The sequence below is a fragment of the Ruthenibacterium intestinale genome (genome assembly GCF_040096265.1).
In the GTDB taxonomy this organism is placed as follows: Bacteria; Bacillota; Clostridia; order Oscillospirales; family Ruminococcaceae; genus Ruthenibacterium; species Ruthenibacterium komagatae.
This window is the reverse complement of sequence record NZ_JBBMFA010000099.1, coordinates 1-23393: the sequence shown is the minus strand read 5'-3', so window position 1 is coordinate 23393 and position 23393 is coordinate 1. Positions and strand designations below refer to the sequence as shown.

Annotated in this window: 22 protein-coding genes and 1 tRNA gene; 12 read left to right on the top strand and 11 right to left on the bottom strand. The window is 50.5% G+C overall.

The annotated features are described in order from the left end of the window. Positions 1-294: 294 nt before the first annotated feature. Positions 295-370 (top strand) — tRNA-Lys (locus WMO24_RS10910). Positions 371-723: 353 nt separating this feature from the next. On the opposite strand, the gene WMO24_RS10905 is transcribed toward WMO24_RS10910, so the two are convergent. From WMO24_RS10905 to WMO24_RS10890, 4 genes are all read right to left on the bottom strand, one after another. Beyond that, entirely contained in the window at positions 724-1635 is a 912-nt protein-coding gene (locus tag WMO24_RS10905; RefSeq protein ID WP_330032321.1) for a radical SAM mobile pair protein B, read from the bottom strand. Beyond that, entirely contained in the window at positions 1623-2312 is a 690-nt protein-coding gene (locus WMO24_RS10900; RefSeq protein ID WP_349216468.1) for a radical SAM mobile pair protein A, read from the bottom strand. The genes WMO24_RS10905 and WMO24_RS10900 overlap by 13 nt, the downstream gene beginning before the upstream one ends. Then, positions 2312-2674 (bottom strand): MarR family transcriptional regulator, encoded by a 363-nt coding sequence (locus WMO24_RS10895; protein ID WP_435413904.1) that lies wholly within the window; start codon positions 2672-2674, stop codon positions 2312-2314. Before WMO24_RS10895 ends, WMO24_RS10900 begins: the two co-directional genes overlap by 1 nt. 123 nt (positions 2675-2797) lie before the next feature. Next, on the bottom strand, positions 2798-3301 hold the full coding sequence (locus tag WMO24_RS10890; protein ID WP_204659522.1) for a flavin reductase family protein: 504 nt from the start codon (positions 3299-3301) through the stop codon (positions 2798-2800). 388 nt (positions 3302-3689) lie between these two features. On the opposite strand from WMO24_RS10890, the gene WMO24_RS10885 reads away from it, so the two are divergent. The 11 genes from WMO24_RS10885 to WMO24_RS10835 all read left to right on the top strand — a co-directional run bounded on the left by WMO24_RS10885 (position 3690) and on the right by WMO24_RS10835 (position 16942). Beyond that, positions 3690-4076: a DUF6075 family protein gene (locus tag WMO24_RS10885; protein WP_330032314.1), complete on the top strand. Its 387-nt coding sequence runs from the start codon at positions 3690-3692 to the stop codon at positions 4074-4076. Between the two features lie 64 nt (positions 4077-4140). Next, entirely contained in the window at positions 4141-5061 is a 921-nt protein-coding gene (locus tag WMO24_RS10880; RefSeq protein ID WP_349216467.1) for a ParM/StbA family protein, read from the top strand. Continuing rightward, positions 5058-5330: a plasmid segregation centromere-binding protein ParR gene (locus tag WMO24_RS10875; protein ID WP_349216466.1), complete on the top strand. Its 273-nt coding sequence runs from the start codon at positions 5058-5060 to the stop codon at positions 5328-5330. Before WMO24_RS10880 ends, WMO24_RS10875 begins: the two co-directional genes overlap by 4 nt. Before the next feature lie 148 nt (positions 5331-5478). Beyond that, a complete protein-coding gene (locus tag WMO24_RS10870) occupies positions 5479-5949 on the top strand; it encodes a translation initiation factor 2 (protein WP_349216465.1) in 471 nt (156 codons plus the stop codon). 66 nt (positions 5950-6015) lie between these two features. After that, positions 6016-7176, top strand: a complete 1161-nt coding sequence (dcm, locus tag WMO24_RS10865; RefSeq protein WP_349216464.1) for a DNA (cytosine-5-)-methyltransferase — start codon at positions 6016-6018, stop codon at positions 7174-7176. After that, the gene (locus tag WMO24_RS10860) at positions 7172-8125 is read left to right on the top strand and encodes an amidoligase family protein (RefSeq protein WP_349216470.1); all 954 of its coding nucleotides are present in this window, start codon (positions 7172-7174) and stop codon (positions 8123-8125) included. Before dcm ends, WMO24_RS10860 begins: the two co-directional genes overlap by 5 nt. A 13-nt stretch (positions 8126-8138) precedes the next feature. Beyond that, entirely contained in the window at positions 8139-9389 is a 1251-nt protein-coding gene (locus WMO24_RS10855; protein WP_349216463.1) for a gamma-glutamylcyclotransferase, read from the top strand. A 99-nt stretch (positions 9390-9488) separates the two neighbouring features. Further along, positions 9489-15494, top strand: a complete 6006-nt coding sequence (locus WMO24_RS10850) for a SpaA isopeptide-forming pilin-related protein (RefSeq protein ID WP_349216462.1) — start codon at positions 9489-9491, stop codon at positions 15492-15494. Further along, entirely contained in the window at positions 15494-16219 is a 726-nt protein-coding gene (locus WMO24_RS10845) for a class B sortase (protein ID WP_349216461.1), read from the top strand. Before WMO24_RS10850 ends, WMO24_RS10845 begins: the two co-directional genes overlap by 1 nt. Before the next feature lie 58 nt (positions 16220-16277). Further along, positions 16278-16427 (top strand): hypothetical protein, encoded by a 150-nt coding sequence (locus tag WMO24_RS10840; RefSeq protein ID WP_349216460.1) that lies wholly within the window; start codon positions 16278-16280, stop codon positions 16425-16427. Between the two features lie 197 nt (positions 16428-16624). Then, on the top strand, positions 16625-16942 hold the full coding sequence (locus tag WMO24_RS10835; protein ID WP_435413899.1) for a DUF6061 family protein: 318 nt from the start codon (positions 16625-16627) through the stop codon (positions 16940-16942). Positions 16943-17058: 116 nt separating this feature from the next. Here the strand turns inward: WMO24_RS10835 and WMO24_RS10830 are convergent, their stop codons facing one another. The 7 genes from WMO24_RS10830 to WMO24_RS10800 form a co-directional block, all read right to left on the bottom strand. Continuing rightward, the gene (locus WMO24_RS10830; RefSeq protein ID WP_349216459.1) at positions 17059-17592 is read right to left on the bottom strand and encodes a hypothetical protein; all 534 of its coding nucleotides are present in this window, start codon (positions 17590-17592) and stop codon (positions 17059-17061) included. Further along, positions 17585-18406 carry an endonuclease/exonuclease/phosphatase family protein gene (locus WMO24_RS10825; protein WP_349216458.1) on the bottom strand — a complete coding sequence of 274 codons (822 nt, stop codon included), beginning with the start codon at positions 18404-18406 and terminating at the stop codon, positions 17585-17587. Before WMO24_RS10825 ends, WMO24_RS10830 begins: the two co-directional genes overlap by 8 nt. Before the next feature lie 146 nt (positions 18407-18552). Then, positions 18553-19413: a hypothetical protein gene (locus WMO24_RS10820; protein ID WP_349216457.1), complete on the bottom strand. Its 861-nt coding sequence runs from the start codon at positions 19411-19413 to the stop codon at positions 18553-18555. A 148-nt stretch (positions 19414-19561) separates the two neighbouring features. Beyond that, positions 19562-20671: an HNH endonuclease family protein gene (locus WMO24_RS10815; protein ID WP_349216456.1), complete on the bottom strand. Its 1110-nt coding sequence runs from the start codon at positions 20669-20671 to the stop codon at positions 19562-19564. Position 20672: 1 nt separating this feature from the next. Beyond that, positions 20673-21881 carry an adenine-specific methyltransferase EcoRI family protein gene (locus WMO24_RS10810; RefSeq protein ID WP_349216455.1) on the bottom strand — a complete coding sequence of 403 codons (1209 nt, stop codon included), beginning with the start codon at positions 21879-21881 and terminating at the stop codon, positions 20673-20675. Then, complete coding sequence (locus tag WMO24_RS10805) at positions 21881-22018, bottom strand: hypothetical protein (protein ID WP_349216454.1); 138 nt, start codon at positions 22016-22018, stop codon at positions 21881-21883. Before WMO24_RS10805 ends, WMO24_RS10810 begins: the two co-directional genes overlap by 1 nt. A 196-nt stretch (positions 22019-22214) precedes the next feature. Next, the coding region (locus tag WMO24_RS10800) for a plasmid recombination protein (protein ID WP_349216453.1) at positions 22215-23393 on the bottom strand (1179 nt) is incomplete at its 5' end.

Sequence of the window (23393 nt, the reverse complement as noted above, 5' to 3'; positions counted from 1 at the left end):
AGTAGTTAAGCTTGGTTGTGCCGAAGATACTTGGTTGGAGACGACCTGGAAAAATAGGTAGGTGCCGGCTCTTTTCTCAATGTATGCACCTCTAGCTCAGTTGGTAGAGCAACTGTTAAGTTGTATGACCAAGAGTAATGTGCGACACACAAATAGGATTTGACGCTATATCGCGAAAAATCCTCATATGCACCTCTAGCTCAGTTGGTAGAGCAACTGTTAAGTTGTATGACCACTGACTGGTGCACAACCACAAAAAGGATTTGACGGTGTAACGCCGAAAAATCCTCATATGCACTTCTAGCTCAGTTGGTAGAGCAGCTGACTCTTAATCAGCGGGCCCAGGGTTCGAGTCCCTGGAAGTGCACCAGATATCCACTGTCCAGAGAAATTTGGACAGTGGATTTTTAATTACACACAATGTCCTGCAATTAGACTGGTAAAGAAAAGGTGAGGAGATTTCCTCGCCTTTTTCTTTTGCCCGAATGGAGGTGTGAGCATGGAAGAGTGTGTCTCAAATCGTATCACAACTCTTTGCCACAATGTCAAGTGATGATTTAAAAAACGGCAAAAAAATATCCCCTCTCCATTAAAGGAAGAGGGGATATATGTGATACGAACTATAATTTGTTTGCCTTCCAGCGTATCCATAAAATTGCCACCAAAAGGGTATAAGAAAAGCACCGCCGAAGCGATGCTCTTAAAGCCATATTATTAAATGTGTCACTTGTTCCGCTTTCCCGTATTCTCTGTCCCCCGGACTTCTTCATGGTAGAAATAATCTACGATGACAGGATGTCCCTGCGGCACTCTGCCATAGGGCATTTCATTGTCCACAAAGGGGCAGTCATATTTCCTGGCCATCTCCTCGGCTTTTGCTTCCAGAGTTTTAAAATAGCTGCGGTTGCGCTTGTTATAGATTTCGTTATACAGTAGCACAAGGTCAGGATGCTTTTCTGCTATGTAATCCATGATCGTCTTTTTGAAGCCGCCGCGCAGGTTCAGGTTTTCCAGCCAGAATAGGTCGCACTGATCCTTCACTCGTTCAAAGATTGCTTCAAAATTCGTGATGCCCGGAAAAACCGGCGCAACAAAACAGACTGTGCGAATGCCTGCATCATAAACCTGCTTCATAGCCGCAAGCCGCCGTTTGATGCTTACAGCTTTGTCCATATCATCTTTGAAATCCTCATCGAGCGTATTGATTGACCACGATACAGTGACCTGGCCCAACTCTTTTAGAAGATCAATGTCACGCACCACAAGGTCGGATTTGGTGCAAATCAAAATATCCGCACCGCTGCCTTTAAGCTGCTCCAGCAGTTTTCTGGTATTGCCAAACTGTTCCTCCTGCGGGTTATAGCCGTCCGTCACGGAGCCGATTACAATGCGCTGCCCCGCATATTTCTTAGGATTTTTGATTTCCGGCCAATTTTTCACATCAAGGAACGTGCCCCATTCCTCCGTGTGTCCGGTGAATCGCTTCATAAAAGATGCATAGCAGTATTTGCAGGCATGGGTGCAGCCCACATAAGGGTTGACCGAATAACCGCCAACTGGAAGGCTGGATTTGGTCATAATATTCTTTGTCTCAACTTCACGAATCAGAATGCCGTTCTTTTCTATTTGTGCCATTTCTGCTGTGCCTCCAATACCTGCTTGAATGCTTCCGGAAATTCCTGCACCATGTTTGCCTCACCCACGAGGGGAACAAGGTCTTCTTTCATAAAAGCAGGAATGCCAAGCGCATGGGCCTGCTCCACAAGGGAATACGCCCATGCTGGGTCTGTTCGTACTTTTTTACTTTTCGCCCCGGTCATCGTCCCTACCACGATCCAGTCAATGCCGGAAAGATTCACTTCGCCGGGATCATCAAATAGCGGCTCAAAGGTAACATGATAGTGTTTTGCCCGGACATTGGCCTTGAGCGTGTCGATGCGCCACAGCTCTGATTTCCTTGTGACCGTGACGCCAAACCATGCGTTTTCCAAGTCCGTCTCAAAATCCAGCAGGTCGGGACGCTTTGACAAAAACAAAAATTGATGCTGCGGGTTTTCCCGAATCTTTGCGAATACCTGCTCTCGCCACTCCGGCTGCCATCCCGCCAAATCGCTCATACCGGTCAGCAGGAAATTTTGCGGGCGGTTCCTTTCCATCAGCCGCAGCTTATTCGGAAAAAACTCAGGTTTACTAAAGTCGTTGATCATATGATACCGCTTTACATTATTCCGGGCATAACAGTAAGAACAGCCTATGGTACAGCCAATAACCAAATTCATATTTTGAATATTGTCCTTAATGCAGACGCTCATCAGAGAACATCCTCCACATTTTTCAGGATGCGGTGGAGATAGTTCTCCAACTGCTCGATTTCCGCCTCGGAAAATCCCTTGTAATAAATGTTGCTGATTTCTTCCGTTACTTCATTATATTCCTGCTCCAAACCTTTGGCTTCTTCTGTCAGAAAAATGAGGATCTTTCTCCGGTCTTTGTCGCCTCTGTCCCGATAGATCAGGTTCGCCGCCTCCATGCGGTCGAGCATACTGGTCAGTGTGGTTGTGGCAAGACCGGTCTCCTTTGACAACTCACTGATGGGAACGCCATCCTTCTGCCAGAGGATATATAGAATCCTTCCCTGGGAGCCATTAAAAGCATCAATGTTTTTTTCGCTCAATATGCGTTCAAAAACTCGTCCACCGACCTGTTTGATCCGGGTTATCAAGAATCCACCTTGTGTTTTCATATTGCCACCTCAAACCGCAAGGCGACCATCCGCAGACAGCCGCCTTGTCTTTTCTTATTTCTGCTGCGCAGCCGCAAATTCAGCGTAACCTTTCCAGCCAAATACAGCATCCACATCTTCATCGCCGTAAACACCCTTGACATCGCAGAGGTGGACAACATGATCGTCCGCATCCATCGTCTGGGCAACAGTCGCATGAATGAGCAGTTTGCAGGGAACAGGAGCCTTGATGTTTGTGCCCTCCACTTCCTGCATCGTCAGACCGACCTTAGAAGCCTTATCCGTATCACGTCCGGAGCAGGTGCCACATCCTATCAAAGCGCTGGTCAGTTCAACCCCGGGGATGGCGAGAATAACTTCTTTCTTCTCAGCCAGCAGTTCCAGACTATAAGCCCCTTTGTTTAGGGAGAACATGATTTTGCCGGGATTGGTGGACGCAAAAGCCCAAAATGCCAGAGTTGCAAGGTTGGTGCTGCCATCCGGTTTTTCTGTACAGAGCAGAGTCATGGAATTGGGAGAAGTGTAAGCAGGCGCATTGCTGATATCGATTTTTTTCATTGTAGGAACCTCCTTATTTTATTTAAGATTATACTATATAGGAATATCCCCTGTCAATCTTTTTTGAATTTCATCTTTAAGCGTCTGTATTGGATTTATCCAAACAGGCGCTTTTTTTGTTTCCCGAGAACAATCTCGGACATGGGCAGAAATTCCTCATCACGCCAAGGGGGAAGTGCGCCTTTTACCTGCTTTCGAGGAAGGCTGCGTTGCTTTCCCCCCTCTCACACTCTCCCCCCAAGATACACTTACCTGCTGGGAAGAAGATATAAATGCCTGCAGGATGCATACTCCCACAGCCCAGCAAAGCAAACAACATTGCCGAAATGGAAGTCATCGTCTTTTCCAGCCGGTGATTTCCTTGAACAACCAAATAAGGAGGAACGAAATGTCGATCAAATTTAAAAACAGCGAACACGAGAAATTCTATGAGCAGTGCCTCGCCCGAACCGGCAGCCTGGATCCCTACCACAAGGCTTTCTTCTACACCATGGGCATCAGCGGGGACACCCGGCATCACATCGAGGATGTCTATGATTTTCGGGACGATGTGATCCGGCCGGAGGGGCTGAACAAAGGCTGGCAGACCAGCGGGAGCAGTTGCCTGACCCGCTTGGCGTTCAACCTCTGGAACGGGTGGAACGCGGATGGCTGTGCGACGCCTTATGATCTGTTCAGCTCGTCGGATGCGGCCTACATGTTGGAAGCGGTTCGGCTTCGGTACCCGGAGTACTGCAGGGAACCCCAGGCCCCCAGCGTAAGTCGGGCCAGATAAGATGGGACGGGGCCGAAAGAAAAAACACAGAAATAAAGGCAAATGCCAGAAAGGACTTGAAACCATGATCATGGGCATTGACCACGGGTACTACGCTATCAAAACCAGGCATTTCTCGTTCCCAGCCGGTGTGACAGCGTACACCCATGAACCCTACACCCTGAAGAACACCCTCCAGATCGGCGGCAAATACTACGTCTGCGGCACAGGCCGGCAGCCGATCCTGCGTGACAAGACCGTCAACGACAACTACTACATTCTGACCCTGGCCGCCATTGCCATGGAACTTCGCTGCAGGGGACTTCCGGCGGAGAGCTCGGTGACGCTGGCTGCGGGCCTCCCCCTGGCTCGTTATGGTCGGGATAAGAAACTTTTCACCGAATATCTGCTGCGCAATGGCCAGCCAGTCAGCTTCCTCTTCGAGGGGGAACGCTACAAGGTCAAGATCGAAAACGTGAAACTGTTTCCCCAGGGCTATTCCGCTATCGCTATTCATCCTGAGTTGGTGAAGGATGAGCCGTCTGTGCTTCTCATGGACATCGGCGGATGGACAGTCGACCTTATGCGACTGGACAACAACGTCCCTAATGCGGCCACCTGCCGCAGCCTGGAACTTGGCATGATCCGCTGCATGGATGAGATCCAGGAGCAGGTTCGTCGGGATACCGGCCTGTCTGTTACGGACGCCCAGGTGGAACGGATCCTTGCCGGCAAGCCCTGTAGCATGGACCCTGAAGCCCGAAAGCTCATCCAGCGACAGGGCCGACTCTACACGGAGCGGCTCATTTCGGCGGCAATGGAAGCAGGGTTTGACCTGCGAACTCTACCCGTGATTCTGATGGGAGGAGGCGCTGCGACCGTCATGCGCAACGTGAGCGAACGTGACGGCCTTTGTCGGGCTTTTCTGCTGGAGGACGATAAGGTGAACGCTGAGGGCTACGAACGGATTTTGAGCCAAATGTCGAGCCGTGAGGAACAGCGATGAAACGACCCCAGTTCGAGTTCAGACCGAACCGTCGCTTGAAGCTGCATCAGCAGGCATGGGAATATCTCGAAAGGGTCCCTGCCGGGCAAAAGAATGAGTACCTTGTTCAGGCGATCCTGTGTTTAGAATCTCAAAAAGGGCTGGAGAAGACCCTGCGCAAAGTTCTGACGGATCCAAGCGTGGCTGTCAAAGGGGAAAGCCTCCAAAAGAAACAAACGGAAGTTCCGGATGAGATGCTGGGGTTTATGGCAAGCCTGATGGAAACGTAGATGTGGCTGTGATGGAGAAGGGCATCTGCTATGTATAACGTGCCGCATTTACCCGATGAATTCTTGTTGCACTTGGTGATAGCTTTGTTCGGATGCTTTGTCTATGCTTGTGTTGCCCAAAGGGAAGATATGGAAAGGAGGGAACAGCATGGGCAAGCTGACAGTAACCGTGCCGGAAGAACTGCACGAGCGGATCCGAAAGGCACTGGAGAACAAAGGAATGACCACAGCGCAGTTCATCCAACAGGCCGTTTATATGTATCTGGATGACCACAACAAGAAAGGAGAAGGGAACATGGCCACACGAACCATTGCATTTCAGGTAACCGAAGAACTGTACCAGAAGGTAAAAGAGTACCTGATCCGCTACGAGCAGGTGTACGGGAGAAAGTTGAGCCAGAAAGAGTTCATCGTTACTCTGATCGAGCAGGCTCTGGAGGAGGCGGACGAAGACTTCGAAGCGGCCCGGGCCGACGAGGACGAGGGCAGCCACGAAGACCCGCTGGAAGAAGACCAGCCGGAAAACGGCGATCTCTCCGAATACGACGGCTGCGGCACCGAACAGGAAGCCGATGTGGCTGACGAGGAGACTGACAACGCTCCCAGCGAGGAAGCGTGATATCCCCCACAAGCAAAGGAGGTGGTTCCCATGCAGACAGAAACAGAAACATCGTAACGAAAGGAGTTGAAGCAAGAGAGTATTCGATTCATCGATATGTTCGCCGGCATCGGCGGGTTTCGAGAGGGCCTGCAGCTTGCCGGCGGATTTCAATGTGTAGGATTTTGTGAGTGCGACAAATACGCACAACAGAGTTATCGGGCTCTGTTCGAATGTGAGGAGGAATGGTATAGCTCAGACGCAAGAACAATCGACCCCGCTGAACTCCCGGAATTCGATCTGCTCTGCGGTGGATTCCCTTGTCAGGCATTCAGCATCGCTGGCGCTCGAAAAGGATTTGGCGATTCCCGAGGGACCCTGTTCTTTGAACTGTCCCGAATGGCTGCAGCCCGGAAGCCTCGGTATCTGCTCTTTGAAAATGTTCCCGGATTGCTTAACCATGACCATGGCAGGACGTTTGCGGCGATCCTCGATGCGCTGGGGGGACTGGGGTATCATGTGGAATGGCAGGTGCTTAACAGCAAGGATTTCGGCGTCCCCCAGTCCCGACGTCGAGTGTACATTGTCGGATATCTTGATGAGCGATGTAGAGGAAAAATATTTCCTTTCACCGGAACAAATGAGACGCCTCTTACCTGCATCCATGATGGACCACAGGGAAGCCGGGTCTACGACCCCAGCGGAGTAAGCTGTACGCTCACCAGCCAGGCAGGCGGTATGGGCGGCAAGACCGGGCTGTATCAGGTGGGGTTCCCAATCAAGGAAGCCACCCGAAAGGGCTACAAGATGGCCTATCCGGGAGACAGCATCGACTTGGCCTATCCGCAAATGAACACCCGCCGCGGCCGTGTGGGCCACAAGATCGCTCATACCCTGACCACGGATGCGACCCAGGGGACGCTGGTTGAGGCACCCCGATTCGTGGATATGAACGAAGATCCGGAAGTCACCGAAATCGCCCGATGCCTGACTGCCAAGCAGAACGGAGGGATCCGCAAGCACAAGCGAGAAGCCTCTGGCGTCCTGGTCGGCGGGCGGATCCGCCGATTGACGCCGAGAGAATGCCTCCGCTTACAGGGCTGGGCAGATGACAGGATCGACAAGATCCTCGCCATCCAGAGCGACAGTCAGGTGTACCGGCAAGCAGGCAACGGAGTGACCGTTACCGTGGTAGAGGCCATCGGAAAACGGCTGGCGGCTGTGGATGCGGAGGTGATGCGCCATTGACCTGAAAGAGCAGCCTTTTGGTTGCGAGATCGAAATGACCGGGCTGACCCGTCAACAGGCAGCGGAAGCGATCGCCACCCTGTTCGGGACCAGTGCCCGCCAGACTCACGAGTCCACGATCTATGATCCGTGGGAAGTGATCGACCGGGACGGAAAGAAATGGCGTTTCGTATTCGACAGCAGCATCAAGGCTACCATGCGAGATGGCCGCCGCCAGATTCCTGCGACATCGGGCCTTTATAAGGTCGAGATGAACTCTCCCAAACTGAGCTATGAGGAGATGGGAAAGCTGCAGGAGGTTGTGCGGACACTGCGCCATGCCGGAGCAGTTGTCAACGGCAGCTGCGGGATGCACGTCCATGTGGATGCCTCCCGGCACACACCCCAAAGCTTGAAAAACGCTCTGTCCATCATGTATTCCAAAGAGGACATATTGTTCAAAGCTCTCAACGTGAACGAGGCCAGAGTGGAACGCTGGTGCCAGAAGGTGCGGGAACCCATGCTGGAGAAAATCCCCAAGCTGCCCACGAACATCAGCATGGAGCGGCTGAAGCGGGAATGGTATGGCGGGAATGATGGAAGCTATGAGCACTACAACTGGACTCGATATTATGCGTTGAATCTGCATTCCGTATTTTATCGAGGCACACTGGAATGGCGATGCTTTGAAAGCACTCTCCACGCCGGTAAAGTCCGGGCGAACATCACGCTGGCATTGGCCATCTCCGCACAGGCGATTAACCAGAAGAAGACGTTGATGAGGAAAACGGAAATCTCCGAAAATCCCGCCTTCACGTTCCGCACGTTTCTGCTGCGGCTCGGCCTGATAGGGCCGGAGTACAAAAATGTTCGAGAGCATCTGCTTGCCAACCTGCCCGGTGACCGGGCATGGCGATACGAACGCTCCAGCTATCCAAGCCTGACTACCAGGCACAGAGAAGAACGATAGGAGGTGAAAAAACGTGGAAAAACTGCTATACTTTGCCTATGGATCTAATATGGACTTGGACCAGATGGCTTTCCGATGCCCGGATGGAGAGGTAGTTGGGGTGGTTCGTGTGGACGATTACCGGCTGACCTTCTGCGGAAACAGCAGTGCCGGGGTCGCAACGATCCTGCCCCAAGTGGGAAGCCATGTGGATGGCGTTCTCTGGCGTATCTCGCAGAAAGACGAAAAGAACCTGGATTTCTATGAGGGGTATCCCCGGCTGTACGGCAAAGAGTCTTTGGAGGTCACTGACAGCAACGGGCAGAAAATAACGGCTATGGCGTACATCATGAATTCTCCGTATCGGGAAAGCCCGGCACCGCCCGCGCCCCGCTATATGGAAGTAATCATGGACGGATGCTGCCAGCATGAGATCAACCCCGTCCCGATGCTGCAGGAAGCAAAGCGCCTTCAGAAAGAATACGAGGCGCGACTCTCACAGCTGAAAACGCACAAGAAAAAGGCCAGCCGGGATGACCGCAGACCGAAAATGATAGAGAGATTGAAAGGAGTGGAACCCATGTATAAAACCATGAGCGCAGTGTTGCTTCTGGCCTGTCTGGTCGGATGCGGAGCTCAGCCGAGCGAATCGCAATCTGCACCGAGCAGTTCTATGACCCAGTCGGAAGCCGCCTCTGACAGCCAGACCGAAGGAAACAGTCAGGCCACCCCCACACCGGCACCCGCAAGCAGCGCACAGGATCCTTCGTCTGCCGGCAGCCAGCCGATACAGACCCCGGAGCCTGCCACCACATCAGAGCCGACCGAAAGCACGGAACAAGCTGCTGAAACCAGTGGCTCAAATGCCGCAACTACGGCCTACGGTGCCGTGCCCTTTGAACTTGCAGCGGGCACAGATAAGTGGTGGTACATCGATTCCAGCGACAGCGCCTACTGGGCGGTGCAGGAAAACATCAACGCCATCCGGGCTGAAGCCGGACTGCCTGCACTGACGATGGACGAGTCGCTGAGTGAGGCGGCAAGTGACCGATGCGAAAGCTTCGTGGCCGGCGGTGCCTTTGACCACTCGGGCATGACGACCCGCAGTGAGATCTGCGCAAGGGGTCCGCTGCGCTCCGCAAGTGAGGTCTGCGAAGCCTGGAAAGGCAGCCCTGACCACTACGCAAACATCGTCAGCCCTGACTTCACCACCATGGGAGTCTCCTGTTGGTTCTGCGATACTGCAGATGGGCAGTACACCTACTGGACGGTGACCTTCGGATAAAACACAGTAGAAGGATAAATACCTTCTGCAAGAAACAGAATCACGCAAAACAGCCTAAGCACCTGCAATTCGCAGGTGCTTTTTTTATTGGAGGTATTGATGAAACAGAAATACAAAATGAGGCACCGCTTCACGGCGTTGCTGCAAGCATTCATGCTCTGCCTCTCCTGCTTTGCCCCGTCTGCTTTCGCACTGGAGAGCAGCGCCTCGGAGTCTGCCCCGACGAGCGAGGCGAACTCGGCGGGGCAGGAGGTGGAAGTTTCCTCCACCCCGGAAAGCGCAGAGCCTGTTCCTGAAGCCGGCAGTGAGTCTTCGGACACCGCCGAAGGGCTCGGAGAAAAAACGAAACTGAGCGCAGAAGCCCAGGCGTTCATCGCCGCTGTAGATGCGCTGGACCGTGAACAGATCCTCGCAGCCATCGATCAATGGCGGGAAGCCAGTCAGGCGTGGCAGAAGGACAAGGAAAACCCGGATCTGATCGCCGCACTGGATGAAGCAATCGCCGTATCGGATGAAGCGGCCGCCCCGGTGACCGTTGCGGAAGATATCTACCTTGCCCTTCCCGACAGCGAAAAGGAAAACGATGCGGTGGCTGCCGCTTATGCTGCATTGGCCGCTCTGGTCGTTACCATGCAGATGACAGTCGAGCAGGCAGTCGAGCCGAGCGTAGAAGGTGGCAGCACCGGCGGTACCGATGCCGGTGCCGGTGCCGAGCCCGACCTCAATGAGATCGCTCAGATGCTGTACGACGATCTGCCCGATGCGCCGACCGGCAGCTATATGGGGTCTTATGGCCTGCCTGTCGCTACCGGCGACACCAAAATCGGCATCGGTCTCTGGCACGATGACCAGTCGACTGCCATCGGCTATATGGATGCCGAGGCGCTGAATTCGGACGGGCTGACCATCACGGTGCCCCGGCAGGCTGGCGAGAGCTTCGCCATCGTTCCTATTTTTGTGCAGGTGGAATACCCTGCAAATGGCAGTTCTTCGCAGATCATTCTGCCCGAAGACGTGGTCCTGCTGGACTATAACGGCTCTGTTGCTGACGAACAGACTGCAGCGGAACTGCTGAACACCAACTATGTGGAAGCATCCGCAGGCACCACCGGCATCTATGTTCAAGCCGATCACGACTTCTCTGCAACCATCCGCTACGCTGCCCCGGACGGTACCAGCATGGAAAAGAGCCTGAATGTCCGGCTGGAAGGAGAAACAGAAAAGCCGACGGATGCCTACAGGGTCAGCACCTACGAGGCACGGCCCACACCGTCTGTAACGACAGGCAAGATCACTGCCGTAAAAAAAGTCAACGGAACTTGGCTGTTGTGGTTTAACGGTGAGGAGGCTTACTGTTGCACCCACGGCGCGAAAGGCACACCCAACGGATGCCCTGTTTACAACTATTCGCACACCTCTTTGGTGACTGCAGCTCAGTATACGCCCGGCGACCACTATGCTAATCAAATCAATATTTGGGGTGGCTTGAATCAATTGAGCCTTGGGCTGCTGAGCGTGGATGCCACCATGGATACCGCATACGACGATGTGCAGCGGTGGGTCATTGCCAACTACCCGGACAGCACCGCTGCCCGGAGTTACCTCGGTTCCATTGAACAGATGCGCAGCGGGGTATCGACCTTTGCAGCGGAAAGTGATTACTTTACCTATATCTATGAACCCTCCGAGGCAGGTTGGCAGACGATTGCTCTGATTGGGCCTCCCACCGGCAGCATCGACCCGAATGCACCGCCCGCAGGCGCCGAGTATTATGCCAGCTGGTCTGCTTCGCCCCAGACTGTCAGCGGCAGCTTTGATGCCAAGTACACGATCAACACCGACAAGACCGGGCTGGAGACCGGCGAAAAGGTGGACAACGCCACTATCGAGATCGAGCCCATCGAAAAAGGTGGGACCATCGACGGCGGTTCCTGGGCCATCACGCCTGCGGACAAACAGACGGTTACCACCGGCGGTCACGTTATGGACGATTCCTACCAGTCCACGGGTGGCGATGCCAGTGCCAGCTGGAGCTTGCACTATGCGGTGACCAAAACCTCCACCAGCAGCCGAAGCGGTCGGGAAGGGCCTTTCGCCAGTCAGGCAGAGGCCGACGCAGCAGCGGCCAGTGCCAAGGCCAGCGCAGAGTCTGATTTGCGGGCCGAAGCCCAGGGCATGGTTGATCGGGCTATCGCAGCGGCGAAAAGCAAGCTGGCCAGCATCAATTTCAGCTTTAATGAAACGGTGATCCCGGTTGGTTTCGAGTTCTATGATGGTGAGCATGGCGGCAGTCAGACAATTTCTGTTCCTATGAATAGTGCGAATGACTACATCATGCGCAACGACGAGTGGAGCCTGCAGGTCAACATCTCTAAGGTGGACAGCGAGACCGGAGAGCCGATTGCCGCCGATGCAGAGTACGAAGTGTTCGAATGGGATACTGTGACCCAGAAGTATATCCCCTTTGGCGGGTACAATCGGTATACGGTGATCCGCAATGAGGACGGTACCTATTCCGTAGCCAATGGCACCGACTACGGAACGGAGTTCGATACTAGCCGCACTCTCTACTACACCCAGCGCAACCAGGGTCGTTTTATCATCGTTGAGACCAAAGCGCCGGACGGCTACTATGGCGACTGGACCAACATTGAGCAGCCCGGTGAGGCTGGCACTCCCCTGGGCAAGCGTGCCTACTATATCGAGATCACCAAGGACAATGATGGCAGTGTGATCTGGCTGGATAATGCCGACTATACAGCCGATATTGCCACCAACTACACCGGCGGCACCAAACTGGTGACCAGCGATGGCACGGAAGCCACTGTCACCATCCACGATAAGCCGCAGGATGCTGGCCGCACCTATGTGACCGACAGCACCGGCCTCGCAAACAACGAGGACAGCTACACCATGACCCCCAAGGATAATGTGTTCCAGAACGACCGCGTTCTGGGTGAGATCATCTTGACAAAGGCGGATCTGGATCAAAAGCCGGAGGGTACTGCGACTCATGGTGAAGCCAGCATCGAAGGGGCCGTGTACGACCTTTATGCGGCTGAGGACATCCTGCACCCCGACGGCGTGAGCGGTGTTGTGGATTACAGCAAGATCACCTATGAGGATGGCACCCCCGTCTGGCATACCACGGTGCGCACCAACAGCGGCTGGGATGACAGTTATCTGCCCATCCTCTCCAAAGACCACCTGGTAGCCAGCGCCGAGATCAAAGACGGCCTGCTGGTGTTCAGCAATCTCTATCTCGGTAAATACTATCTGGTGGAGCGGGCTACGGGCATTGTGCTGCCGGTGGATACTGGCAGCAAGTTCTATCTCTCTGGTCAGTACCCTGAATTGGATCGCGAACTGGAGCCGACTGGCCGGTATTCTCCTCTGGAGCAGTCCGATGGCGAGTATACCGACTACGTCTACAAAAATCTTTACTCCGCCGTGGCAGAGGGCCGTGCGCTGGACGGCAGCAAAACCTACGATGGATACTACCTGAGCTACGCGAAAGGTTATCTCTGCGATGAGATCAACCACTATCAGACCCTGTCCTATGGTGATGAGTCCGGCTATGTGGTTCGGGAAGGCAATCAGAGTTTGGACGCTGTCCTGAAGGGCGGTTTTGAACTGCGCAAGCTGGTGAGCACCACCGGCCCGGGCAGCCCTGCTCCCAAGCTGGAAGGTGCGGGCTTCACCATTTACCGCATCCCCGATCTGAGCAAGGCGAATCAGTTTACCCGCGCCCCGGACGGCAGCTACAATATCCAGAGCGTGCTGGACGCCTACCGCAAGGACAACTACGACAGCGAGACCCTCAAGTATGATTTTAGCAATGAAGCCCAGGCGATTGCCCGGATGTTCGAAAGCGACACCGAACTGGTGTATGGCTACAATGCGACTCTGACCGAGGCGGGCGATTATGCCAACGGCAGCGGCCTCGGCTGGGTACCTACCGGCACGACCAACGAGTATCGTCTGAGCGAGATTTTCACCAATGAGGAAGGCATCATTCGTGTGACCGGTCTGCCCTATGGCCAGTATCTGGTCGTTGAGACCACCATCCCGAAAGACGTGTTCCAGGCCGACCCCTTTGGCTTTACGGTGAACAGAGACACGCCCCAGAGTATCTTCTGTACCCCCAATGGTAGTGTCACCGAACCCAGCAACAGCTATGTCACCTACAACATCTTGGATGAAGAGATGGAAGGCTACTTAAAGCTGGTCAAGGTGGACGCTGAGACCGGCAAGGCTGTCAAGCTGGCCAATACCTCTTTCGCCATCTTTATGCTGCATGAGGATGGAACTAAAGAGCGGCTGTCTATGGTCGATCCCGACAGCGGTGATCCCACTGTCAAAACCGATGTGTTCTACACCGACAGCGAGGGTCGCATGAAGACCCCCGAAAAACTGCCCCTGGGCCGATATGAGGTCGTAGAACTGGAAGGCCCCAACGGCTTCTTCAACGATGAAGCCTATACGGTTCAGTTTGAGATCTCTTCCGACTCTGCCTGGGAAGTAGTTGGCAATGCGGTTAATGGCATGGACGAGTATATCCTGACTCAGGAGTATATCAACCATGAGACCCTCGGCAAACTCACCATCCGCAAGACAGGTGAAGTCCTGACCGGCTGGGAACAGGACTGGAGTCTGGATATTCTGGACCCCTGGTTCTCCGGTGAGGCATGGCCCGGCAACTTCACCTGGGAGGAACGCCCGCTGGCAGGCGCCCAGTACACCATCACAGCCAATGAGGACATCTATACCCAGGATCGCCAGACCGACGTCGATGGCAATCGTTGCTTGTGGTATGCCAAGGGGGACGTGGTGGCAGTAGTCACTACCGGCGACGGCACCAGCGATATTGCCGTGTTCCGTCCTGGCCGCACCCAGGCCACCTACGATTTCCTGTCCGTCATCCATGACAAGGTTGGTGAGGTCACAGTGACTCTGCCGCTTGGAAGCTACCACATTGAGGAAACCAAACCTCCCTACGGTTTTACCGGCACCACGCAGAGTTACGATGTGACTTTCCAGTGGGATGAGCAGACCAACAGCGTGGTCATGGCCAAGAGCATCACCGCCATCGATGAGAACGGCAATGCTGTCACCAGCGAGTTCGAGATCGTCAATGCGGAAGATGCCACTGCCGAGTTCACCGAACAGCAGGTCTTGAAGTTCCACAACGAGCGGGAAAAGGCGCAGGTCAAGGTCATTAAGCTGGACGAGAAGACCGGCGCGGCTCTGGCTGGTGCGGTGTTCAACCTGTATACGCAGGATGACATCTACAACGCAGACGGCGACCGCCTGTTCCGAGCCGGTGATCTGTTGGCGACCTCTGCCCCCACGGGCGAGGACGGCGTAGTCGTGTTCGACTGCGACCTGCCCATGCAGGATGCCCGCTATGGTGAGGGGGACGAGCAGAACAGTGGACGGTATATCATCCGTGAACTGCGAGCGCCCACCGGCTACTTTCTGAACGATGAGCCGATGGAGTTTACCTTTACCTACACCGGGGCCAAAGTCCAGGTGTTGGAAAGCGCGTGCAAGAACGAGGGGACCAGCGTGTTCATCAGCAAGCGACAGCTCACCGGCGACGAGGAACTGCCTGGTGCGACTCTGACGATCCAGGACGAGAATGGCGCTGTTGTGCGCCAGTGGGTCAGCGGCGATAAGCCGGTCGAGATCCGCAGCCTGGAACTGAATAAGGTCTATACGCTGGTGGAAACCATTGCCCCGAATGGCTTTGCCAAGGCAGAAAGTATCCGCTTCAAGCTGGTTCAGCGGCAGGATGAGAACGGCGCTCTGTTGCCCGAAAATGATGTGTATGTCTGTACGGACAAAGATTGGTTGATCGTCGATCACTGGACCCTGATGGAAGACGGGACTGTGGTCATGCGGGATGCACCTGCCCCGGTACCGGAGCAGCCCACGCCGGAGCAGCCTGCACCCACTCCCACCCCTGTTCCCCTTGTGCCTTCTGTTCCGCAGACCGGCGATTTGACCTGGCTGTGGATCGCGCTGGGCATTGTTGCGGCGCTGTCCGCTGGCGGTCTGCTGCTGATCTTCAAGCGCAGCGGCACTCATGATGAGGAATCCTGATGCGCCATTTCGCTAAGGGTTTCCTCATCGGCACCCTGTGCATCTGCCTGCTGGGGTTGGTCTGGCTGATTGCCTTCCAGCCTCGGCTGACAGCACAAGAAGCACAGGACCTGAAAGCTCAGTTTACCACCATCCCCGAAGATAATCTCTCCGGGGATGGACCGGCTGGAAAAGAAGAAACCCAGCTGGACTTCGAGACTCTGCAGGCCAGGTATCCGGACGTGAAGGGATGGCTCACCATTCCCGGTACGGTAGTGGATTACCCCATGCTGCAAAGCAGTGCCGAAGACCCGGAAAAGTATCTCCGGCGAAACTACGACATGAAGTGGCGGATGGCCGGCAGCCTGTTCTTTCAGTATGACTGCACAGCGGACAGCCGGAATCTGGTGGTATTCGGCCACAACATGAACGACGGGACCATGTTCGCTGTCTTGAAAAAGATGACGGATCCGCAGTTCCGGCAAGCGCATCCCATCGCTGTCCTGCAAACGGCAGAGGGGACGCATGAATACCGAATCTTGACCGCAATGACCACTGACACGACGAAGCTCCTGTTTAACAGGACGCAGTTTGCCGGGGATGAAGATTTTCTGTCCTTTGCCGGCAGTATGCTGGCCGGGACAGAAATCGTTCCCCAGAAGCAGGATCGCCTGCTGACGCTGGTGACCTGTGCTTATGATTGGGACGGCGCGCGCACAGTGGTTGTGGCAATCGAACAAGATTAAATCTGCAATCGGCGGGGTGTGCAGGCACCCCGCCTCCTTTTATGAAGGGAGGAATTCATTGAAGCAAGGTCTGCTGGATAGGCTGGCGGAACAGAATCACGCATTTATTTCCAGCCTCCGCCTTGTACCGCATCTGAAATGGGCAGCACTGCGTGACTTGTACCTCATGAAACACAAAGAACAGTATCCGCTTGCTGAACTTCAATAGCCTGGTGCTGACCCGGCCAAACATCCGGTCATTTCTTCACTTTCTACCTGATTTTTGGCTTAATACCACGGTTTTTCTGCACATCAGATTCTAATTTTCATCCTCGTGCATGACGCACGAAAAGCAGGTTTTGCTCCTTATGTGTGCCTTGCGTATCGCTGCCCAGGGCAACGCAGGACAACAGTAAGGAAAAAAACTTGGTTGCTGTTCTTGGAGTCACCTCAATTTTTCAAAACAGCAAAGGAGAAAACAAAATGGATATATTGCTTTCCTGTAAGTTTAACATAGACACTGCTTGTATCGAGCTACGATATGCAGATGGAGAAATCCTAAGCATTGACTGTATCGCTGTTGAGGATGAATTTGGCTACTCTCCCCACGCCCGGGTAGAACTGGACTGGCTGATCTATAACGATCCATTGTCCTATGCACAGATGGTGTTGGGTGGCACATTAATCAATTATCTTAAAGATATAGTCAGCCCCCATAGCTTAGAGTTGGACAACTACAGTTAATTTTTAGTGAGCCAAGCAACAATATTGCTCGGCTCACTTTTTGTTAGAATAAAATTTGCTTTTTCCTACCAATTTCTTGGGTCAAAATAGGTTGATTGGGTGAAGGAGAGGTTGTTTTAGTTTGTTTTCTTATCATCGCCTTCCATTTCCAAAACCATCATCCTAATGATACGTGCAACTCGTTGGCTTGAAAAAATCGACCGAAGAAGATCAATAAGTTCCTGATCATTTTCCACGGAAACTTCTTGCTTTTCATCAATTTCTTTCGCAATATTTTCGTCAAGTAACATCTTATTTGGATATATTGGGGTGTAGGTATAAGTAAACAACCTAAATCGATACTTTTCATTATAAATTTCAAATTTATAATACTGTTCTTTCAACACATCAGAAATATTAGTTTTTCCTGTTAAATCCTCTTCTAATACCTCTTCTCTTTTCACTTGAGTTGCAGCACTTAACGTTGCCACTACGCTTAAAGCTGATGTCAGACCACTTAGAGTTTCCGTGTACTGTATCTTACTAAAGGTTGCTTTTACTTTATTGCCCATTTTTTTTGCTAAAGCACGTGATTGTTCACGCAGGATTTTTAGAGCATTATTGGCTTCAGACTGTTCTGTCATATCAAAATCAGGCCATAAATCATTCATCGTTAACACTCCTTTCAAATTTAGCCACTAACGGTAAATGGTCACTGATAGCTTTATTGGGAGAAATCTTTTTTAACAATGATTTCCCATTTATCGATTGACAATACTCCATGCCTTGAAATTTATCCACCAAATCCCGTGTCATAAGAATTTGATCATAGCAGTACCAATACAAACTCTTTGAATCTCCTGTATAGTAAAAAGATCCATACTGATGATTGGTTTCCGATATATGATTTAATGTAGGATTATACAACAATCTGAATTTTCTGTGTTGATATACTATCTCGCTCTTATTTTGAATTACTTCTTTATATAAAACTGCATTAAATGCGTCCTTCTGGATAAGTTCTTCATCAAATGGACTTGCATTTAGATCACCAATAATTATCGAATAAGTATGTTTATGTATTTTCTCTTGTTCTTTTAAATCGGCAATCAGTTCTCGGATAACCATTTTTCTTCCATCCGCATCGGTATGAGGGTTTGATGGCAGATGGGTCCCCGCAACTATATACTTAGACGAATCAGAGATAACAGAGTATAACACATATCTACTATGCTCACGATTGATTTCTACCTGTATAGTCTTCTTGGCGAGCATCACCACTTTTTCACAGCCACCATATCCTTGATAAAACTGATAAGCGTCTGATAACAATGTATGCGTAATAGTACTGAAGTCAGTGCCAGAGTATTCTGAAAAAATTGCAATATCAATGGAGTGCTCTTTAATCAGGAGAGCAATATATTCTTCGTTTTTGTTGGATTTTAAATTCCAGTATAACAAATTCATCTTATCACCCCCCTGCACATTAAATTGTTCTGCTGACTTCTAAGTAATAACTCTTTTGCATTTTGCCATAGAGGCCGTAGCATCTTGCTTATTATCATAGTGCCAACAGCTCCCCTTGTCAGGTATTACTCCCACAAATTCCTATACACATGCTCCAGGAACAATTAATTGCTTTCAATTATACTTTTTAATTTATCAAATTCTATCTTACGATCTGCTTGTTCCAACCGTAAAAAAGCGAGGAGACACATTTGATATGTTTCATCATACCAGTGTTCTAATTCTTCTGGGGGCATGTCTGCCACCGCTTGTTTGAACTTTCCGTTTATAGAAGGATCAACATTATTATGACGAATGTTCAGATTGTTGAACAAATAAAAGATATCACTGCAAAATCTGCTATCAACTTTAGCTAATTCAGTCCGCTTGGCTTCCAATAGTTCTGCAAGCTTCAAAATCGTATTTTTCTTTTCTTGTAAATTCCCCCTCATGCTATGATGGTTATAGGAAATCATCTTATACGATATTTCTTTTGGAATCTGCTCACTTTCCGCAACAGAAATTGCCGCAGGCGATTTCTCAACATATATTACAAAACCATCTTGATTTAAAGGCATATACCCTATTTTTTCGATAACCTGAGCAATTTGCATTAAGTAAAACTGAACGTTAATTGCTGGTTGTGGCATTGGTAAATATCCAACTCCAGAAGCACACTGTGCGCTTTGGTACCCCATAAGCATATTTTCAATATACTCACATAACAGAATCAAGTTATCAATACTAAAAGGTTCTGGCTCTTTCTCAAAGTGAAACCCGTTTACATCATTAAACTCCTCTATAGACAAACAGGTCCCACGAAAATAGAATCCCAGAAAATAATCGCTCAATTCGTCGTACGCAGAGATCCGTTTGGTGTTTGACACTTGAATACTGCGATCATAAAGCATACCATATAACTTCTGATATTCTGATTTTATATCAATTTTAGCTTCTTTTAGAATTTGGGCAAAATTCCGTCTCATCTTTTCACCTCATTCCACCCGTGCCAGTCCATTCATCAGCATGGGCAGGAGCCCAGTCACGGAGTTCTATCAACTCACGCTTTTCTTCTTCACATTTCTCAGGTTATAGCTCAAGTCGTTCGTGACAACTTCATGCTGAACAGACAACTTATTCCTGCGCACCCTTTTTCAGATTACAATCCCGGCAGAGCATCTGACAGTTGTCTGGCGTTGTTTTTCCGCCTTTGCTCCACGGCGTTATATGATCGGCGTGCATCTGTTCAAGCTCAAATTCTTCACCACAAATAGCACACTTATGTCCTTGCTTCTCGTAAGCCGCAAGGGCATCTCGACGGTCAAAGGAACGGATTGACAGTTTCTTTTCTTCTCCAGTCAACAGGTACTCATAAATACCGGTTTTTTTAGTCACATCTTCATCACCCATGAGTCGCTGAATTTCCGTTTCCAGCTTCTTGGGGTCAAGGTCTGTCCGCTTGCCGTGCTGATTGTAAAAAATACCCCACGGAAGCCCCTTCATTTCTTTGCGCTTCTTCGGGAAAATTGCCTGTACCCAATCGATCACAGAGCGGAAATAGTTCCACAGCTGCACCGCACTTGGGTCGTTCTGATGTTCAGCCATGTACGCTTCAATGGTTTTCCCTTCAGCGCTGGCCGCCCAAAAAATAGCCGTTTCAAGGTATTCCTGACGGATAGAAGCACCTTTCAAATAATCACCAGCCAGCGTACCGGCTGCACAGCCGGTCTTAGAAAAATACCGCTTTGCGTCAGAAGTCCAGCTGCCGGCATAGACGGCGTTCCGCAGCTCCTGATCGGTCAATTCTTCGCCTGCAATGTTGATAATACGGAACCATTCCAGCTTTTCACTGTCCGTACCATCACACACATATACGAATAGAGGATAGTCAAGAATCTGCTGCTTCTTGTCGGCTGGCAGATTATAAAAATACTTATCATCCACAGAGAAAGAGCCGTCCACGTATTCACACAGAGAGATCGTGCGCTGCTGGCCATCCAGCACCTCGAACCCGTCGGAGCCGTCCTCTTTCTTCACTTTGCACCAGTACATCACATTGAGCGGCAAGCCCTTCATGACAGTGCGAATAACTTCATCACGTTGAGCGTCTTTATAGACAAACTCCCGCTGATACTTGGGTCTTATATCAAGGCGTTCGTCATAACCGACAACACCTTCTTCTGCGTCGTTAAAGTAGCCCTCGCAGACTTCACCAACGGTAACTTTCAGTTCATTTATCTGCATATCACTTCGCCTCTTTCGGTTGTTCCGGGTGTTTGTTTCGGACTAAAACACGCGCATATGTTTTTATAAACAACTCACCGTTAACATCATAATATGTTTTGTCTTTCGGCGGCTCACTTACTTTAATTGCAGCGCCGTCATTCAGTTTCCCGACCGTTGTACGCTTACCATTCTTATCAATTTGTATTTGTTTCGGGTATATCTTACTCGCTACGCCGCACCAAGACTGTGTTACGCCTAAGATTTCAAATTGATCAGGATTGTATTTATCCAAGAATGTAATAGGAACGCCCATCATTCCAGAGTAATCACACGGTATGTCTGCTGTTGAATCAACATTTATCCCGTCATAATTATCATAATTAAGATAGGCATCAGGAGTATATTTTCTAACTAAAATCAAATCTTCATGTCTCTGCTTAAAATCTAAGTTTGTGTACCAACGCACGCCCTTTACGCGAATGAACCGTCTTCCATCCTGGTCCACACCACATCCAGCAGCATTTAACGGATAATCGTCTGGAACATAAAATGCTCTATCTCCTGAATGAATACTTGCCCCAATCCAAATCTTATTCTGCATAATAAGGGGGAAGACTTCTTTGTAAGTAATCGCATTGACGTTGCCAATGATAATGAATTTCTTCTCATGTTGCATCAATGTGGCAATATACTCACGGAATAACGAAAATGGGGGGTTTGTTACGACAATATCAGATTCATCCAACAGCTCCAGACACTCTTGCGAACGAAAATCTCCGTCACCATCAAGCTCGGAAAGTTCATTTTCACCTGACATGAACAACTTGGCCACGTCAACCATATCTACACCGCCATCGCCTGTTGTATCATAGACAGATGTGACGATAGCTTTGTATGGACGTTTGGCTTTATAGTCATCGCTTGTATCGTCACCGAACGAAAACGTCATCTGGCCGTCTTGATTAAAATGATATTGCAGCTGCTGGCCAATAATCGGGGATGAAAAATAGCACGTAGCTATTAGTTTCTTCAACCCAAGTCTGTTGAAATTCAAAACAAAATATTTGAAAAAATTCGATTCAAACGGATCATCACAGTTGCACAGTACGATCTTATCCTTAAAATGCTTGCGGTAGTACCGCATTTCCTTTTCAATATCGGTCAGTTGTGTGTAAAATTCATCCTTCTTTGCTTTGACGGCGGCACTCAACGCACTATTACCTGCCATTATTGTTCTGCCTCCTTCTCCTGATATACTTTCAGCCATTCACGCAGAAGGGCAGAAACCGTCATGTCTTTATCCAAGGCAATCTGCTTGAGAGCCTTGCGCTCTTCCCGTGTCATCGTGATTGTCAGATTTACCATGTTTCTTTCTGCCATAATTGCTTACCTCGCATGCACATTTAATTGTGTACTTGTGTAATAGTGTACCACAAAATGGCACACAAATCAACAAACTTAGACCGGTTCTGCCTTTGCCCTATTAGCTATAGACAAAATATTTCTCCTCTTTGCTTAATAAACAGGAGATCAGGCGAAAACCCGACCTCCTGTTTGTTAATTATCGCGACTCTCCGCTATCAATCTCGTTTCTTCTATGCTGTGAAAAATACGCCCACAAATTATTCCGAGAAATTACAGTTTCATAGCTACGGAGCTTACTGCGGAGATTACCATTTTCCCTCTCCAAGTCCACTGTGTGAAGCTGACCACGAATAGACTTGTACTCTGCCAACTCTTCGGTCAGTGCAGCGACCTTAGCTTTCAACTCGCTTATCACTTTCATCGCTGCTTCCAAAGCCTTTTGTAGCTTGGATTCCTTGCGCTCCTGAACATAGAACTTCTTTGCCGCAGCTGCCAGATTTTCATATTCAGAACGATCCAGCATGACTTTTGAGGAAAAAGGGACTGCATGGGGTTCTATTTGCTCCACTTCCTGAACAGCAACCTGTTGCTTTTGAATCTTCGCAATCTCCTTTTCCAGAGAAGCTGCCTGTTGCTCTTTTTGCTGCGTCTGTGCTGTAAGTTGTTCCAATCGCTCCTGTTCCCGTTCCACCTTGAACTGCGTCACGGTCAAATGTTCCTCAGAACTTCCTCGTTCTCCACGCTCCACATCAGAATATCCGGCATTGCGCATGGCTTGGAAGAAATCGTCCTGGAGGACGCTGTAAGACTTCCGCAGCACCGGCTTACCATTCTTCTGGAGAATGGGCGCTCCCTGTTCGTCCAATGCTGGTTTGGACAACCATTTTTTGCTGCTGCTCACCTGCATAATCGTTTCCTTGACGGTTCCCACAAGAGACTTGTCTTTGCACCTCTTGGACCAGAGGATCTGCTTCTCCACAACTGGAACATAGACCACATGGAGATGATAGTGGAACACATCCTGCCCTAATGCTTCGGACATAGCCCGGTTGCGCTCATCGGCGTGCATAACAGCAGAAAGAATATACTGTTCGCCGCCCACAATCTCGATGGCAGCCTTGTAAGCGTCCTCATAAAACCGCTTGGCAAACTCGTACCCGCCATGGTTATAGAAGTAGGCAGAGTTTACATCAAAAATCAATTCCCCGTAAAGGTTGGCGTCTGATTTCAGACCACGGGTAGAGATTACACCATCTTTTTCCATCTGAGCAAACATCTCTGCATATCCGGCGGTAGGTTTCTTAAAATGGATGTTCTGAGGGGTGCGTTCTGGTATAATATCTGGGTTGGTATAGGATTCCTTTTCTCGTTCGTT

Bases quoted from the DNA above. Each gene is read 5' to 3' on its own strand.
- WMO24_RS10805 (WP_349216454.1), bottom strand. From the start codon at position 22,018: ATGGTAAATCTGACAATCACGATGACACGGGAAGAGCGCAAGGCTCTC.
- WMO24_RS10905 (WP_330032321.1), bottom strand. From the start codon at position 1,635: ATGGCACAAATAGAAAAGAACGGCATTCTGATTCGTGAAGTTGAGACA.
- WMO24_RS10815 (WP_349216456.1), bottom strand. From the start codon at position 20,671: ATGCAGATAAATGAACTGAAAGTTACCGTTGGTGAAGTCTGCGAGGGC.
- WMO24_RS10885 (WP_330032314.1), top strand. From the start codon at position 3,690: ATGTCGATCAAATTTAAAAACAGCGAACACGAGAAATTCTATGAGCAG.
- WMO24_RS10900 (WP_349216468.1), bottom strand. From the start codon at position 2,312: ATGAGCGTCTGCATTAAGGACAATATTCAAAATATGAATTTGGTTATT.
- WMO24_RS10875 (WP_349216466.1), top strand. From the start codon at position 5,058: ATGAAACGACCCCAGTTCGAGTTCAGACCGAACCGTCGCTTGAAGCTG.
- WMO24_RS10830 (WP_349216459.1), bottom strand. From the start codon at position 17,592: ATGAATGATTTATGGCCTGATTTTGATATGACAGAACAGTCTGAAGCC.
- WMO24_RS10880 (WP_349216467.1), top strand. From the start codon at position 4,141: ATGATCATGGGCATTGACCACGGGTACTACGCTATCAAAACCAGGCAT.
- WMO24_RS10820 (WP_349216457.1), bottom strand. From the start codon at position 19,413: ATGAGACGGAATTTTGCCCAAATTCTAAAAGAAGCTAAAATTGATATA.
- WMO24_RS10850 (WP_349216462.1), top strand. From the start codon at position 9,489: ATGAAACAGAAATACAAAATGAGGCACCGCTTCACGGCGTTGCTGCAA.
- WMO24_RS10870 (WP_349216465.1), top strand. From the start codon at position 5,479: ATGGGCAAGCTGACAGTAACCGTGCCGGAAGAACTGCACGAGCGGATC.
- WMO24_RS10810 (WP_349216455.1), bottom strand. From the start codon at position 21,881: ATGGCAGGTAATAGTGCGTTGAGTGCCGCCGTCAAAGCAAAGAAGGAT.
- WMO24_RS10845 (WP_349216461.1), top strand. From the start codon at position 15,494: ATGCGCCATTTCGCTAAGGGTTTCCTCATCGGCACCCTGTGCATCTGC.
- WMO24_RS10890 (WP_204659522.1), bottom strand. From the start codon at position 3,301: ATGAAAAAAATCGATATCAGCAATGCGCCTGCTTACACTTCTCCCAAT.